Genomic DNA, 16392 nt, shown 5'->3' with positions numbered 1-16392 from the left:
AACCTCCGTAGGTCTTCGCCAGTACCGATGTGATCGCCGCTGTCAAAGTGGTCTTACCGTGGTCTACGTGACCGATGGTGCCCACGTTTACGTGCGGCTTTTTACGTTCAAACTTTTCTTTTGCCATTTTACTAATTTCCTAAGTTAAAAGTCCGGCCCCCTGCGTTCGCAGATTACCGGACCAGACCTTCATTAAGATTTTCTAGCTTCAATAATCGCGTTAGCCACGTTGCTGGGCGCTTCCGCGTAATTAAAGAATTCCATGGAATAGGACGCCCGACCCTGGGTCGCGCTGCGCAGATCAGTAGCATAGCCGAACATCTCGGACAGTGGCACCTTTGCAGCCACTATCTTGATACCGGCAACGCCGTCTTCCATGCCTTCGATGATACCGCGACGACGATTCAGGTCACCCACAACATCACCCATCCACTCTTCAGGAGTGGTGACTTCAACTTTCATGGTCGGCTCAAGCAACACAGGACTCGCCTGAGCGGCCCCTTTTCTGAAGCCCATCGAACCTGCGATCTTAAACGCCATTTCAGAAGAGTCAACATCGTGATAGGACCCGTCAAACAGAGTCACTTTCACATCCAGTACCGGATAACCGGCTATTACACCGTTTTGCATCTGTTCCTGAATACCTTTGTCGACAGCCGGAATGTATTCCTTGGGAATCACTCCGCCGACGACGGCATTGACGAACTCATATCCGGCGCCTTCTTCCTGAGGCTCGATCTTCAGCCAGACATGACCAAACTGGCCTCGTCCTCCAGACTGACGAACGAACTTACCTTCCACTTCCACCGACTTGCGAATCGTTTCCCGGTACGCAACCTGTGGCTTACCCACGTTGCACTCCACCTTGAACTCACGCTTCATACGATCGACGATGATATCCAGGTGCAGTTCGCCCATACCCGAGATAATCGTCTGACCTGACTCCTCATCGGTGGAGACCCGGAAGGAAGGATCTTCTGCGGCCAGTTTACCCAGCGCAATGCCCATTTTTTCCTGGTCAGCCTGGGAGCGTGGCTCCACGGCGACCGAGATAACAGGGTCAGGAAAGTCCATCTTCTCAAGGATGATGACATTGTTGGGATCACAAAGCGTATCCCCGGTAGTCACATCCTTTAAGCCGATGGCAGCAGCGATGTCTCCTGCCCGCACTTCCTTGATCTCTTCGCGGCTGTTGGCATGCATTTGCACGATCCGCCCAAAACGCTCACGCTTGGCCTTGACCGAGTTGTATACCGTATCGCCGGAATTGACCACGCCGGAATAGCAGCGGAAAAACGTCAGGGTGCCGACGAACGGGTCTGTAGCGATCTTGAACGCCAGGGCAGAGAAGGGCTCGCTGTCATCTGCATGACGCTCAGCCTCAGACTCGTCGGCATCATCCAGATGTCCTTTGATGGCAGGTACTTCGATTGGCGCCGGGAGGAAATCCACCACCGCATCAAGCACCGCCTGAACCCCTTTGTTCTTGAAAGCAGAGCCACAAGTTGCCAGCACGATTTCATTGCGCAAGGTACGCGCACGCAACCCTTGCCTGATCTCGTCTTCGCTCAGCTCTCCACCTTCCAGATACTTCTCCATCAGCGCTTCGGAACCTTCGGCGGCGGCCTCAATCATTTCCATGCGGAATTGTTCCGCCTTGTCCATGATATCGGCAGGGATCTCTTCGTAGCTGAAGGTCATCCCCTGGTCCGCTTCGTTCCAATTGATGGCCTTCATCTTGATCAGATCGATCACACCTTTGAAGTTTTCTTCGGCACCAATATTCAGTTGTATCGGCACACAGGTGGCACCCAGGCGTTTGCGGATCTGTTTGACGACCCGCTCGAAATCTGCGCCGGCCCGGTCCATTTTGTTGACGAACACCAGGCGTGGCACATGATATTTGTCTGCCTGGCGCCAGACGGTTTCAGACTGCGGTTCAACACCGGACGAGCCACAGAATACCACTACGGCACCATCCAACACCCGCAGGGAACGTTCGACTTCGATAGTGAAATCCACGTGCCCTGGAGTATCGATGATGTTGATTCTGTGCTGCTCGAACTGTTGGTTCATGCCAGCCCAGAAACAGGTGGTAGCGGCGGAGGTGATAGTAATACCACGCTCCTGCTCCTGCTCCATCCAGTCCATGGTGGCAGCACCATCATGAACCTCACCGATCTTGTGAGACAAACCAGTGTAGAAGAGTACGCGCTCGGTCGTTGTGGTTTTACCAGCATCCACGTGAGCGACAATACCGATATTCCGGTAGCGCTCAATTGGGGTCTTGCGAGCCATAGAGTCCTCTTTCGCCTGTCATTACCAGCGGTAGTGAGCAAATGCCTTGTTGGCTTCGGCCATACGGTGTACGTCTTCACGCTTCTTAACCGCTGAGCCTTTGTTCTCTGACGCTTCCAGCATTTCAGCTGCCAGGCGCTGAGCCATGGACTTTTCACCACGCTTACGGGCGGCTTCTACCATCCAACGCATGCCCAGGGCATTACGACGAACAGGACGCACTTCTACAGGCACCTGATAAGTAGAACCACCTACACGGCGGGATTTAACTTCCACGGCAGGACGGATATTGTCCAGGGCATCCTCGAACACATCGAGATGTGCTTTGCCGGTTTTTTCGGCAACGATGTCGAGTGCACCGTATACGATTTTTTCAGCAGTAGATTTTTTGCCATCCAGCATGACAACGTTCATGAACTTGGCAAGCAACAATGATCCGAACTTAGGATCGGGTAGGATTTTACGTTGACCTACGACTCTTCTTCTAGGCATTTTCTATTCTCCGTTGAATTCAGGGATAACCCAAAACTCTGATTAATACTTCAGTTTGGCCTTACTAAACGGAGAACCGTCAGGATTTGGGCCTTTTCGCGCCGTACTTTGAACGGCCTTGCTTACGCGCGCTGACGCCGGCGCAATCCAGCGTGCCGCGAACTGTGTGGTAACGTACACCTGGCAGATCCTTAACACGACCACCACGGATCAAAACAACGCTGTGCTCCTGGAGGTTGTGGCCTTCACCACCGATGTATGAACTGACTTCGAAACCGTTAGTCAGGCGAACACGGCACACTTTACGCAGTGCGGAGTTCGGCTTCTTTGGAGTGGTGGTATATACGCGAGTACATACACCACGTCTTTGTGGGCAGGCTTCCAGCGCCGGAACGTTGCTTTTCTCAACGATCTTCTGGCGTGGCTTGCGCACCAACTGGTTAACTGTTGCCATTAACTAGCTCCTGATAAAAATAACTACTACTGAAAAATCGCGAATCTTGCCTGTTCCACCTAAACGGAAAGGCGATGCTGACCGCCTGTGACATCCTGAAGTCGGCGATCTGTTTGGATCCATCCAAACAAAAAATCCGCTACCCTGAAAAAGGGTCGCGGAATTCTATAGACCAAAGATTGAGCTGTCAACCCGTTCCCGGCTTACGCCCCTTTACGCATTCGCTTAAGGGTAGCATAGCCGGGAGCGGGCCCGGTCTTAATCTTCGGTGTTGTTACTGTCGGTAACCTCAGCATTAAGGGCATCAGACAGGGCCTGTTCGGCTTCTGCCGCCGACACGGAAGGATCTTCCATGTGCTCGGCTTCCAGTCTTCTGCGCTGACGCTTCTGGTGGTAGGCAAAGCCGGTACCAGCCGGAATCAGGCGACCGACAATCACGTTTTCCTTCAGGCCGCGCAGGTCGTCTTCCTTGCCTTGCACCGCCGCTTCGGTCAGTACCCGTGTTGTCTCCTGGAATGAGGCCGCAGAGATGAACGACTCGGTAGACAAGGAGGCTTTGGTGATACCCAGCAACTGAGTTTCATACTGAGCCGGAATTTTGCCCTGCTTCTCAAGATGGCGATTGGCAATCTTGACGTTGGACACTTCCACCTGCTCGCCTTCCAGGAACTGGCTGTCGCCTGGATGCGTGATCAGACACTTACGCAACATCTGGCGAATAACGACCTCGATGTGCTTATCGTTGATCTTCACGCCTTGCAGACGATAGACGTCCTGCACTTCATTGACGATATAGTTGGAAACCGCACTGATTCCGCGCAGGCGCAGGATATCGTGTGGAGACTCCGGACCGTCGGCAATGACTTCGCCGCGTTCGACCTTCTCACCTTCGAATACGTTAAGCTGACGCCACTTTGGAATCATCTCTTCGTAGGCTTCACCCTGCTCAGGGACGATGACCAGACGTTTCTTACCTTTGGTTTCCTTACCAAAATTGATAGTACCGGTAATTTCGGCCAGGATAGCCGGCTCTTTGGGCTTACGGGCTTCGAACAGGTCGGCAACCCGAGGCAGACCACCGGTGATATCCCGTGTTTTGGAACTTTCCTGCGGGATACGCGCCAATACGTCACCGGCCTTGGCTGTAGCACCGTCGATAGCTTCAATAGTGGTGAAGCTGGGCAGACGGATTTCCTGCAGACCATGCTCGGATGTTTCCAGAATCAGCTTGGGCTCTTTAACATTGGCCTTGCTCAGGTCCTTGACCACGATACGGGTCAGGCCTGTCAGCTCGTCCTGCTGCATCTCGGTGTTACTGTCATCCACGTCGGCAAAGCTGATCTTGGCCTGGCGCTCAGTGATAATGGGATGCGAATGCGGATCCCAGTTCGCCACAACTTCACCGGCCTGTACCTTGGCGCCATCATTGACGGTCAGGATGGCACCATAAGGTACCTTGTAACGCTCACGCTCACGGCCCTGGTCGTCAATGATAGTAATCTCGGTTGACCGGGAGGTAATCACCACCTTATCGTCCGAATTCAGTACATATTTGGCATTATGCAGCTTCAGGGTTCCGGAAGTTTTTACCTGAACCGAGTTTTCAGCCGAGGCTCTTGAGGCCGCACCACCGATGTGGAAGGTACGCATGGTCAGCTGGGTACCAGGCTCACCGATGGACTGGGCGGCGATAACACCCACAGCCTCACCAATACCTACCTGGTGACCACGGGCCAGATCACGTCCGTAGCACTTGGCGCACACGCCGAAGTCGTTCTCACAGGTAATAACAGAGCGCACGATAACCTGGTCGATGGAGTGGGACTCCAACAAATCCACCAGGGCTTCGTCAAGAATCACGTTGCGCTCCACCAGGACTTCGTCCGTACCTGGTTTGATCAGATCCTCGGCAACCGTACGACCCAGCACCCGCTCGCGCAATGGCTCAACCACGTCACCACCTTCGATGAGGGGAGTCATTTTCACCCCTTCAAAGGTACCGCAGTCGTCATTATTGATGACCAGATCCTGAGCCACATCCACCAGACGACGTGTCAGGTAACCGGAGTTGGCTGTCTTCAGGGCCGTATCGGCCAAGCCTTTACGTGCACCGTGGGTGGAGATGAAGTACTGCAGTACGTTCAGACCTTCACGGAAGTTTGCCGTGATGGGGGTTTCGATGATGGAACCGTCAGGTTTCGCCATCAGACCACGCATACCTGCCAACTGACGAATCTGCGCCGCACTACCCCGGGCGCCGGAGTCGGCCATCATATAAACGGAGTTGAAAGAAGGCTGTTCTTCCATTTCTCCGTCACGGTTCTTAACCTGCTCTTTGGACAGGTTGGCCATCATGGCTTTGGATACACGCTCGTTGGCGGCAGACCAGATATCGATAACCTTGTTGTAACGCTCACCGGCGGTGACCAGACCAGACTGGAACTGCTCCTGGATTTCAGCCACTTCGGCTTCGGCAGCATCGATGATTTCGGCTTTCTCATCCGGGATCACCATATCATCGATACCGATGGAGGCACCGGCGATCATGGCGTAATGGAAACCCGTATACATGATTTGGTCAGCAGCGATCACCGTGTCTTTCAGACCCAGGGCACGATAACTGGCGTTGAGCAGACGGGAAATCTGCTTTTTGCCCATCGCCTGGTTGATCAGTTCAAACGGCAGACCCTGAGGCAGAATCAAAGACAGAATGGCACGACCCACCGTAGTATCGGTCAGGGTAACTTTTTCCGTCTTGTTGCCGGCCTCATCCACATCGAACTCACGAATACGCACCTTGACCCGGGCATGCAGCTCGGCCACATCGGTGCGGTAGGCCTTCTCGGCTTCGTGGGCGTTCTTGAACACCATGCCTTCGCCTTTGCCGTTAACACGGTCACGGGTCATGTAGTACAGACCCAATACCACGTCCTGAGAAGGAACGATGATAGGTTCACCGTTGGCTGGCGACAGGATGTTGTTGGTAGACATCATCAGGGCACGGGCTTCAAGCTGTGCTTCGATGGTCAGGGGAACGTGAACGGCCATCTGGTCACCGTCGAAGTCGGCGTTGTATGCCGCACACACCAAGGGGTGCAACTGAATCGCCTTACCTTCGATCAGGGTGGGTTCGAAAGCCTGGATACCCAGACGGTGCAGCGTAGGGGCACGGTTCAGCAGTACCGGGTGTTCGCGGATCACTTCATCCAGTACATCCCAAACCTCAGGGGCTTCACGCTCAACCATTTTCTTGGCGGCTTTGATGGTGGTGGCCAGGCCACGACCTTCCAGCTTGCCGTAAATGAATGGCTTGAACAGCTCCAGCGCCATTTTCTTGGGCAGGCCGCACTGATGCAGACGCAATGTTGGACCCACGGTAATAACGGAACGGCCGGAGTAGTCAACTCGCTTACCCAACAGGTTCTGACGGAAACGACCCTGTTTACCCTTGATCATATCTGCCAGGGACTTCAGGGGGCGCTTGTTGGAACCGGTAATAGCGCGGCCACGGCGGCCGTTATCCAACAGGGCGTCCACCGCTTCCTGCAGCATGCGCTTTTCGTTACGCACAATGATGTCAGGGGCGGCCAGATCCAGCAGGCGCTTCAGACGGTTGTTACGGTTTATCACCCGACGGTACAAATCGTTCAGGTCGGATGTTGCAAAGCGTCCGCCGTCCAGAGGAACCAAAGGACGCAGATCCGGTGGTAATACCGGCAATACGGTCAGGATCATCCACTCAGGACGGTTACCGGACTGCTGGAAGGACTCAAGCAGCTTCAGACGCTTAGTCACCTTCTTGCGCTTGGTCTCGGAATTGATGCTGGGCAGCTCTTCACGCATGGCTGCAACGTCGCCATCCACATCCAATGCCTTAAGCAGGTCAAAGACCGCCTCCGCACCCATCTTGGCTTCGAATTCATCACCATGCTCTTCCAGTGCATCCAGGTATTCTTCCTCAGACAGCAACTGTGAACGCTCCAGGGTTGTCATACCCGGTTCGGTGACCACATAGCTTTCAAAATAAAGCACGCGCTCGATATCGCGCAATGTCATATCCAGCATCAAACCGATGCGGGACGGCAGTGATTTGAGGAACCAGATATGCGCCACGGGGCTGGCCAGTTCAATATGCCCCATACGTTCACGGCGTACTTTGGTCAGGGTGACTTCGACACCACACTTTTCACAGATCACGCCACGATGCTTGAGGCGCTTGTACTTGCCGCACAGGCATTCATAGTCTTTAACCGGGCCAAAGATACGTGCACAGAACAAGCCGTCACGCTCCGGCTTGAAGGTACGATAGTTGATGGTCTCGGGCTTTTTCACTTCACCAAAAGACCAGGAACGGATCATGTCCGGTGAAGCCAGACCGATACGGATATTGTCGAACTCTTCGGTCTTATTCTGCTGCTTCAGAAACTTCAATAAATCTTTCACGATTTTCTCCCTGCGGAGTCATTAACCTTGGGGAGCCCACCGGGCTCCCCGCATGCCCTTGAATACCGGCGTCGGCTTAGTTTTCTTCCAACTCGATGTTGATACCCAGTGAGCGGATTTCCTTCAGCAGTACGTTGAAGGACTCCGGCATACCAGGCTCCATCCGATGATCGCCGTCCACGATGTTCTTATACATCTTGGTACGACCATTCACGTCGTCGGACTTGACCGTCAGCATTTCCTGCAGAGTGTAGGCAGCACCGTAAGCTTCCAGTGCCCATACCTCCATCTCTCCGAAACGCTGACCACCGAATTGTGCCTTTCCTCCCAGCGGTTGCTGGGTAACCAGGCTGTAAGAGCCAGTGGAACGGGCATGCATCTTGTCATCGACCAGGTGATTCAGTTTCAGCATGTACATGTAACCAACCGTCACCTTACGCTCAAAGGAGCGACCGGTACGACCGTCGTACAGGGTGATCTGACCATCTTCCGGGATGTCGGCCAGGGTCAGCATCTGCTTGATCTCTTCTTCGGTAGCACCATCAAACACTGGTGTGGCGATGGGCAGACCTCTGCGCAGATTATCAGCCAGGCGGGCAATCTCGTCGTCACTGAAGCTGTCGATATCGACTTTCTGGTGCGACTCACCCAGCGCATAGACTTCCTTGATAAAGTCACGCAGCTTGGCTTTATCCTGCTCTTCCTTAATCATGCGTTCAATCTTGGCGCCGATACCATGGGCCGCCATACCCAGGTGGGTTTCGAGTACCTGACCTATGTTCATCCGCGAAGGTACACCCAACGGGTTCAGTACGATATCGACGGGCTGACCATGTTCGTCGTAAGGCATATCCTCCACCGGCATGATGGTAGAAATTACACCCTTGTTACCGTGGCGACCGGCCATCTTATCACCCGGCTGGATCATACGCTTCACCGCCAGGTAAACCTTGACGATTTTCAGAACGCCAGGTGCCAGATCGTCACCCTGAGTAATCTTGCGACGCTTGACTTCAAACTTCTTGTCGAACTCAGTCTTGATCTCGCCGTATTGATCGGCAATCTGATCCAGATCGGACTGGGCGTCTTCATCCTTGAGGCTGATATCGAACCACTTCTCACGGGGCAGACCATCCAGCTTCTCTTCCTTCACGCCATTGTTAACCAGCAGGTTGCGGGCGCGTGAGAAGGTGCCTTCGGCCAGGATATTGAACTCATCAGACAGATCTTTCTTGACCTGACGAAGCTGCATATCCTCGATTTCCAGAGCGCGCTTGTCTTTTTCAACGCCATCACGGGTAAAGACCTGTACGTCAATAACTGTGCCGTGAACCGAGTTGGGTACACGCAGTGAGGTATCCTTAACGTCAGACGCTTTCTCACCGAAAATGGCACGCAACAGCTTCTCTTCCGGCGTCAGTTGCGTCTCACCCTTGGGCGTTACCTTACCGACCAGGATGTCACCGCCTTTGACTTCGGCACCGATGTAAACCACACCGGACTCATCCAGCTTGGACAAGGCAGACTCACCCACGTTGGGGATATCGGCGGTGATTTCCTCCGGCCCAAGCTTGGTATCACGGGCGATACAGCTCAGCTCCTGAATATGGATGGTAGTGAATCTGTCCTCTTCCACCACACGCTCAGAGATCAGAATGGAGTCTTCGAAGTTGAAGCCATTCCAGGGCATAAAGGCCACACGCATGTTCTGACCCAAAGCCAGTTCACCCAAGTCCGTTGACGGACCGTCGGCCAGCACATCACCGGCAACAATCGGCTCGCCGACCTTACAGGTAGGCTTCTGATTGATACAGGTGTTCTGGTTGGAACGGGTGTATTTGGTCAGGTTGTAGATGTCGATACCGGCTTCACCAGCGTAGGTCTCTTCTTCATTGACCTTGATTACTATACGGCTGGCATCAACGTAATCCACCACCCCACCACGCTTGGCAACCACTGTTACACCAGAGTCAACCGCAATAGTTTTTTCCATACCGGTGCCCACCAGCGGCTTTTCCGCACGCAGGGTAGGAACGGCCTGACGCTGCATGTTCGCACCCATCAGGGCCCGGTTAGCATCATCGTGCTCCAGGAACGGAATAATACTCGCAGCAACGGAGACGATCTGCTGAGGCGAAACGTCCATATAGGTGATATCACTGCTGGGCATCAGCGTGAATTCACCACGGTAACGACAGGAAACCAGTTCGTCTGCCAGGCGACTTTGTGCATCCAGCTCGGCATTGGCCTGGGCTATTGCGTACTGGCCTTCTTCAATGGCGGACAGGTATTCAATCTCGTCAGTGACAATGCCGTCGACGATCTTACGGTAAGGAGTTTCCAGGAAACCGAAATCGTTGGTACGGGCATAGGTTGACAATGAATTGATCAGACCGATGTTCGGGCCTTCAGGCGTCTCAATCGGACACACACGGCCATAGTGCGTTACGTGTACGTCACGCACCTCAAAGCCGGCACGCTCACGGGTCAGACCACCGGGGCCCAAGGCAGAAATACGACGCTTGTGGGTCACTTCCGACAACGGGTTATTCTGATCCATAAACTGAGACAGCTGGCTTGAACCAAAGAACTCTTTGACCGCCGCAGAAATTGGTTTGGCATTGATCAGATCCTGAGGCATCACGTTGTCCAGATCACCCAGACTCAAACGCTCTTTTACTGCCCGCTCAACGCGCACCAGACCGACCCGGAACTGGTTCTCGGCCATCTCACCAACAGAACGGATACGGCGGTTACCCAGGTGGTCGATATCGTCCACTTCATCTTTACCGTCACGAATGGCAATCAACTGGCGCATAACAGAGACGATATCGTCCTTATCCAGCGTACCTTCACCTGTCAACTCATCACGGCCCAGACGGCGGTTGAACTTCATTCTTCCCACTGATGAGAGGTCATAGCGGTCATCGGAGAAGAACAGGTTGTCGAACAGGGTTTCCGCTGCATCCTTCGTCGGTGGCTCACCAGGACGCATCATGCGATAGATCTCAACCAGTGCTTCCAGACGGTTGCTGGTAGAATCGATCCGCAGCGTATCGGAAATATAGGAACCGTGATCCAGCTCGTTGATATAGAGTGTTTCGAAGCTCTTAAAGCCGGCCTTTCTCAAACCCAGCAGGGCTTCAAGCGTCAGCTCGTCATTGGCATTGACGATGACTTCGCCAGTCTTCTCGTCCACGTAGGTGCGAGCCATGACTTTTCCGGCCAGGTATTCAGCAGGCACTTCCAGTTCGGTAATGTCGGCCTTTTCCAACTGGCGGGTATGGCGGGCAGAAATCCGGCGTCCGGCTTCTACCAGCACATTGCCTTCTTTATCCAGAATGTCGAACTGGGCGGTTTCACCACGGAGTCGATCCGGAACGATGTCCATCATTAACTTATCGTCAGTGATACGGACATGGTTCTTCTCGAAGAACAAATTCAGGATCTCTTCGGTGCCCATGTCCAGGGCGCGCAAAATAATGGTGGCTGGCAGTTTACGGCGACGGTCAATACGGACAAACAGATTGTCTTTCGGATCAAATTCGAAATCCAGCCAGGAACCGCGGTAGGGGATTACCCTGGCGTTATACAGTACCTTACCGGAAGAGTGGGTCTTACCCTTATCGTGGTCAAAGAACACGCCGGGCGAACGATGCAGCTGAGAAACAATAACTCGTTCAGTACCATTAATGACAAAAGTACCGTTTTCTGTCATGAGCGGAATTTCGCCCATGTAGACTTCCTGTTCCTTTATGTCCTTCACTGTGCCTGGCGCTGCTTCCTTGTCGAACAACACCATACGCAACTTCACCCGCAGTGGTGCAGAATAGGTGACGCCGCGGATTTGACATTCTTTAACATCAAACACCGGCTCGCCTAAGCGGTAGCTCACATACTGCAGTTCAGAGTTACCGGAATAACTCTTAATTGGAAATACTGATCGAAATGCCGCTTCCAGCCCATACTGACCATCTGGGTCAATTTCGATGAACTTCTTGAATGAATCTAGCTGGATTGACAGAAGATAAGGTATTTCCAATACCTGCGGGCGTTTGCCAAAATTCTTACGAATACGTTTCTTTTCGCTATAGGAGTAAACCATGGGTTCCTCAGCCTGCTGATTTTTGACCCAACTTGCCTTTACTGCACTCATCAGACGATGAGCCTTAGACAAACTTCCAGCACCGTTTAGGGGATGTCGCCAATCTGGTATTGCATCAATACATCACCAAAAAAAGTGGCATCGTTGAATACTAGGTGGACAGTCCCGTGCGCAAATTACGGATAGGCAATAAACGGTGTAAGTGCTCTATCCTACAGCGCAAAAAGGCTGGTGATCAAATGATCACCAGCCTTTGCCTGAAATCAGGCAAATAATCTGTCTTTCGACAGATTATTTGATTTCAACTTTAGCACCAGCTTCTTCAAGCTCTTTCTTCAGTGCTTCAGCGTCATCTTTGCTCACGCCTTCTTTGATGGCTTTAGGAGCAGCTTCTACCATGTCTTTGGCTTCTTTCAGGCCCAGACCGGTAGCGGCACGTACTGCTTTGATTACGGCAACTTTGTTACCGCCGATTTCAGCCAGAATTACGTCGAATTCTGTTTTCTCTTCAGCAGCAGCTTCACCACCGCCAGCAGCAACGGCTACGGCAGCAGCGGCAGATACGCCGAATTTCTCTTCCATCGCAGATACCAGTTCAACAACGTCCATTACGGACATTTCTGCGATAGCGTCTAAGATTTGCTCTTTAGTCACTGACATTTCTCAGATTCCCAAATTAAGGGGGATAACCCCGATTAAACTTTTACTCAGGCTGCCAATAAAATCAGGCAGCTTGCTCTTGTTTCTGGTCGCGAACCGCGGCAATTGTACGTACAAGTTTGCCTGCAGCTGCTTCTTTCATGGTGCTCATCAAACGTGCAATCGCTTCGTCGTAAGTTGGCAACGAGGCAAGCAGTTCAAAATTAACGGTTTCGCCGTTGAAAGCCGCACCTTTCAGCTCAAATGCTTTATTGTCTTTAGCGAAATCTTTGAAGATCCGCGCTGCAGCACCGGGGTGCTCCTTGGAAAAGGCAATAACAGTTGGGCCTACGAATACATCTTTCAGACACTCGAACTCGGTGCCTTCTACTGCGCGGCGGGCCAGAGTATTACGGACAACTTTCATCCATACACCGGCATCACGGGCCTGCTGACGCAGAACAGTGATCTTGCCTACAGTGACACCACGAGCGTCTGCGACTACCGCAGATAAAGCACCTTTGGCAGCTTCAGTGACTTCAGCAACAATTGCCTTTTTGTCTTCAAGCTTAATAGCCATTGGCTCTTAACTCCTGGTTCATCCAGACTTACGTCTGGTTTCCTACACATCGCCGATACCGTACCGGCGCGCGATTTACGGTGAGAAACCAGAAGGAATCTAAATTCTTCTGGGGTCTTCACCGTCTGCGCAGGCTTGTGGATTAAGCGTTCAGGACAACAAAAGTCCCTGTTACGCGCCTGCGGTCTTGGACGGAAGCCTCTTAACGAGACTCCAACCCATAACCTTTATTAATCCGAATCTCGTCGGATTAACCAGCCAATGTGGCCTGGTCTATTGTCACACCGGCACCCATAGTGGTGCTCAGGCTGACCTTCTTCACATAGGTACCCTTGGCAGTGGAAGGCTTGGCCTTACGCAGGGCGTCCAACAGTGACTCCAGGTTTTCCTTGATCTGGTTTGCTTCGAAGCTCACCTTGCCGATACTGGCATGGATAATACCGTTCTTGTCGTTACGGTAACGGACCTGACCAGCCTTGGCGTTCTTAACGGCAGTCACTACATCAGGAGTGACAGTACCCGTCTTGGGGTTTGGCATCAGGCCGCGGGGACCCAGGATCTGGCCCAAAGTACCCACTACGCGCATCGCGTCTGGAGAGGCGATAACCACGTCAAAAGGCATTTCACCTTTCTTGACCCGTTCGGCCAGATCTTCCATGCCGACGATGTCAGCACCGGCAGCCTTGGCTGCTTCGGCATTGGCACCCTGTGTAAACACAGCTACACGTACGTCTTTACCAGTACCGTGTGGCAGCACTGTGGCGCCACGCACGTTCTGGTCAGATTTACGCGGATCAACACCCAGGTTAATAGCCACGTCCAGGCTTTCGGCAAACTTAGCAGTGGCCAGCTCTTTGAGCAGGGCAACCGCTTCGTTGATTTCATATTCTTTAGTGGCGTCAACTTTTTCTTTGATGACGCGCATACGTTTGGTCAATTTAGCCATCTGATTAGCCCTCTACTACCAAGCCCATGCTACGAGCAGAGCCAGCGATTGTATTTACCGCTGCGTCCAAATCGGCAGCTGTCAGATCGGGTTCCTTAACCTTGGCAATTTCTTCCAATTGCGCACGGGTTACCTTGCCCACTTTGTCAGTGTTGGGACGGGCAGAACCACTCTTCAGACCGGCTGCTTTTTTCAACAGGTAAGAAGCAGGAGGAGTCTTGGTTTCAAAGGTAAATGAACGATCTTCATAAACCGTGATGACCACAGGTACAGGAGCACCTTTTTCCAGGTTGTCTGTCTTAGCGTTAAACGCCTTACAGAATTCCATGATATTTACACCATGCTGACCCAGGGCTGGACCGACTGGTGGACTGGGGTTAGCAGAACCCGCAGCGACTTGAAGCTTAATCAAGCCTTTGACTTTCTTTGCCATGTTATTGACCTCTAATTTGGGTAAAACGCCTCGTAAGCATTGAGGATGCTTACTCAAACGGCTCCCCGTTCGATAAAAATGGGCTGCGGATTATATTTTAATCTGCAGCCCGGTTCAAGCCGAAACTTGCTAAATTGGCGATTTTGGACTTGGTATCTTTGCTATCCGGTGTCGATTAGCCTTTCTCGACCTGGCCGAATTCCAAATCAACCGGCGTAGAACGACCAAAGATCAGAACGGATACTTTCAGACGGCTCTTCTCGTAGTCCACTTCTTCTACAACACCATTGAAATCCGCAAAAGGACCTTCGGTGACACGAACCACTTCACCTGGTTCGAACAGTGTTTTCGGCTTAGGCTTATCCACAGATTCCTGAAGGCGATTCAAAATAGCATCCGCTTCACGTTTAGTGATGGGGGCTGGGCGATCAGAGGTACCGCCGATGAAACCCAGTACGCGGGGCACTGACTTAACTAAATGCCATGAATCTTCATTCATTTCCATTTCGACCAGTACATAGCCAGGGAAGAACTTCCTTTCACTCTTGCGCTTCTGGCCCGCCCGCATTTCTACCACTTCTTCGGTAGGAACCAGGATCTCACCAAAGTAATCTTCCATACCATGGATCTTGATATGCTCAAGCAATGACTTTTTAACCCTGCCTTCATAGCCGGAAAAGGCCTGAACCACATACCATTTTTTATCAGCCATCTTAAACTCCCAGTCCTGTTACCAGTGATACCAGACGCACCAGAATGCCATCCAGCCCCCACAATACCAAGGCAACGACCACTGTTGCGGCCAAAACAATCAAGGTTGTCTGTGTGGCTTCCTGGCGGGTTGGCCAGACGACCTTACGTACTTCCATCCGGGATTCTTTGGCAAAGTTCAGGAAGCGGGCCCCTTTCTCGGTGTTTGCAGCTATCAGACCTGCTACCACCACCAAAGCGACAACCGAGACCGCACGAATCAGTACAGACAGCTCTTCATAGACATAGTTACCGGCAATAGCCGCTACCAGCAGACCAATGACCAGTATCCATTTTACTGAATCCATTGCACCGGATGTATTTTCTGTATTGACGCTCATGCAAATTACCTATTACTACGGTTTCTTTCCCTTGTCCGAACAGACAAGAGCCCTGTGCTAAATCACGGTCTGAATCTCTTAGAGATCAGGCCTGTCCTGTTGTCTAGATTTGGCACATAGTGCCAGAATCCTTCAATAAACTGGCAGGGGTGGAGGGATTCGAACCCCCAACCGTCGGTTTTGGAGACCGCTGTTCTACCAATTGGAACTACACCCCTAAAAACAATCCTCTTATGCGGTGAATTCGTCTTTATCTGAAGGAAGAAGTTGAATCGAGCATAAGGAGGGTGCGGTATTATACCTGTTGAATCTTGTTATACAAGCTTGACGCTTCGCCAGGTCTCATCTGTACAAGCACACAAAGGCAGCCAACAACACGCGGCGGATAAACCCTTCGAGATTGCATTGCTTTTTAAACTGCGCATACGGCAAGGATGATTGGAGAACAAGGCAAAAAGGCTCCCGAAGGAGCCTTTCAAACCTAAATTCCGATATTAGTACTTCGGGCTGCCCAGCCCTTCGCAGAGCTCGGATCGTTCAAACGGGAAACAGCAAAACAGTTTGCTGTTCCTTATTCCGTTTTCACCCTGCCCTGCGCCCTTACGGGCCAGCCTCCGGCTGTTCAGCATGATTGCCTGGAGCAATCATCAACCGCTTTAGCGGCTCCGAAGGACGAACCACAGGGAGGTGGTGAGTAAATTCGCTCCAGGCGAATTAGTCGATGATCTTAGATACGACGCCCGCACTACGACCGCCAGGGATGGCGGAAGTGCAGTTTTTGCAAGAGCACCATGGCGTAGGGAACGCCAGGGAACAGCTTTAGCTGGCCTGCAGCGCAGGTTAACTACATGGAAGTAGTTCATAAAAAAACTGCCTGTACGAAAAAGGCCGCAGTGTGCGGCCTTTTTGCT

At 52.3% G+C, this 16392-nt stretch carries 12 protein-coding genes and 1 tRNA gene; all 13 read right to left on the bottom strand.

Translation table 11 applies throughout. The annotated features are described in order from the left end of the window. Window positions 1–127, bottom strand: a 127-nt coding sequence (locus tag J0A66_RS21165; protein ID WP_241264361.1) for a GTP-binding protein, incomplete at its 3' end; no start/stop codon positions are given. Window positions 128–192: 65 nt separating this feature from the next. Beyond that, entirely contained in the window at window positions 193–2298 is a 2106-nt protein-coding gene (gene fusA / locus J0A66_RS21160) for an elongation factor G (RefSeq protein WP_206575860.1), read from the bottom strand. Window positions 2299–2319: 21 nt separating this feature from the next. Next, entirely contained in the window at window positions 2320–2790 is a 471-nt protein-coding gene (rpsG, locus tag J0A66_RS21155; RefSeq protein ID WP_206575859.1) for a 30S ribosomal protein S7, read from the bottom strand. A gap of 79 nt (window positions 2791–2869) precedes the next feature. After that, window positions 2870–3244, bottom strand: coding sequence for a 30S ribosomal protein S12 (rpsL, locus tag J0A66_RS21150; protein ID WP_206575858.1), 375 nt, complete (start codon window positions 3242–3244; stop codon window positions 2870–2872). Between the two features lie 258 nt (window positions 3245–3502). After that, the gene (rpoC, locus tag J0A66_RS21145) at window positions 3503–7687 is read right to left on the bottom strand and encodes a DNA-directed RNA polymerase subunit beta' (RefSeq protein ID WP_206575857.1); all 4185 of its coding nucleotides are present in this window, start codon (window positions 7685–7687) and stop codon (window positions 3503–3505) included. A gap of 76 nt (window positions 7688–7763) precedes the next feature. Then, window positions 7764–11792 carry a DNA-directed RNA polymerase subunit beta gene (gene rpoB, locus J0A66_RS21140; RefSeq protein WP_206575861.1) on the bottom strand — a complete coding sequence of 1343 codons (4029 nt, stop codon included), beginning with the start codon at window positions 11790–11792 and terminating at the stop codon, window positions 7764–7766. Window positions 11793–12083: 291 nt separating this feature from the next. Beyond that, window positions 12084–12452 carry a 50S ribosomal protein L7/L12 gene (gene rplL, locus J0A66_RS21135; RefSeq protein ID WP_206575856.1) on the bottom strand — a complete coding sequence of 123 codons (369 nt, stop codon included), beginning with the start codon at window positions 12450–12452 and terminating at the stop codon, window positions 12084–12086. A gap of 64 nt (window positions 12453–12516) precedes the next feature. Next, on the bottom strand, window positions 12517–13011 hold the full coding sequence (gene rplJ / locus J0A66_RS21130) for a 50S ribosomal protein L10 (RefSeq protein WP_206575855.1): 495 nt from the start codon (window positions 13009–13011) through the stop codon (window positions 12517–12519). 250 nt (window positions 13012–13261) lie between these two features. Continuing rightward, window positions 13262–13957: a 50S ribosomal protein L1 gene (rplA, locus tag J0A66_RS21125; protein ID WP_206575854.1), complete on the bottom strand. Its 696-nt coding sequence runs from the start codon at window positions 13955–13957 to the stop codon at window positions 13262–13264. Window positions 13958–13961: 4 nt separating this feature from the next. After that, window positions 13962–14390, bottom strand: coding sequence for a 50S ribosomal protein L11 (rplK, locus tag J0A66_RS21120; RefSeq protein ID WP_206575853.1), 429 nt, complete (start codon window positions 14388–14390; stop codon window positions 13962–13964). A gap of 175 nt (window positions 14391–14565) precedes the next feature. Beyond that, on the bottom strand, window positions 14566–15102 hold the full coding sequence (gene nusG, locus J0A66_RS21115; protein ID WP_206575852.1) for a transcription termination/antitermination protein NusG: 537 nt from the start codon (window positions 15100–15102) through the stop codon (window positions 14566–14568). Window position 15103: 1 nt separating this feature from the next. Next, window positions 15104–15481 carry a preprotein translocase subunit SecE gene (secE, locus tag J0A66_RS21110; protein WP_206575851.1) on the bottom strand — a complete coding sequence of 126 codons (378 nt, stop codon included), beginning with the start codon at window positions 15479–15481 and terminating at the stop codon, window positions 15104–15106. Between the two features lie 141 nt (window positions 15482–15622). Then, window positions 15623–15699, bottom strand: a tRNA-Trp gene (locus tag J0A66_RS21105). Window positions 15700–16392 lie beyond the last annotated feature (693 nt).

Source organism: Bowmanella dokdonensis (assembly GCF_017254865.1).
GTDB lineage: Bacteria > Pseudomonadota > Gammaproteobacteria > Enterobacterales > Alteromonadaceae > Bowmanella > Bowmanella dokdonensis.
This window is presented reverse-complemented; position numbering and strand designations above follow the sequence as displayed.

Bases quoted from the DNA above. Each gene is read 5' to 3' on its own strand.
- fusA (WP_206575860.1), bottom strand. From the start codon at position 2,298: ATGGCTCGCAAGACCCCAATTGAGCGCTACCGGAATATCGGTATTGTC.
- rpsG (WP_206575859.1), bottom strand. From the start codon at position 2,790: ATGCCTAGAAGAAGAGTCGTAGGTCAACGTAAAATCCTACCCGATCCT.
- rpsL (WP_206575858.1), bottom strand. From the start codon at position 3,244: ATGGCAACAGTTAACCAGTTGGTGCGCAAGCCACGCCAGAAGATCGTT.
- rpoB (WP_206575861.1), bottom strand. From the start codon at position 11,792: ATGGTTTACTCCTATAGCGAAAAGAAACGTATTCGTAAGAATTTTGGC.
- rplL (WP_206575856.1), bottom strand. From the start codon at position 12,452: ATGTCAGTGACTAAAGAGCAAATCTTAGACGCTATCGCAGAAATGTCC.
- rplJ (WP_206575855.1), bottom strand. From the start codon at position 13,011: ATGGCTATTAAGCTTGAAGACAAAAAGGCAATTGTTGCTGAAGTCACT.
- rplA (WP_206575854.1), bottom strand. From the start codon at position 13,957: ATGGCTAAATTGACCAAACGTATGCGCGTCATCAAAGAAAAAGTTGAC.
- rplK (WP_206575853.1), bottom strand. From the start codon at position 14,390: ATGGCAAAGAAAGTCAAAGGCTTGATTAAGCTTCAAGTCGCTGCGGGT.
- nusG (WP_206575852.1), bottom strand. From the start codon at position 15,102: ATGGCTGATAAAAAATGGTATGTGGTTCAGGCCTTTTCCGGCTATGAA.
- secE (WP_206575851.1), bottom strand. From the start codon at position 15,481: ATGAGCGTCAATACAGAAAATACATCCGGTGCAATGGATTCAGTAAAA.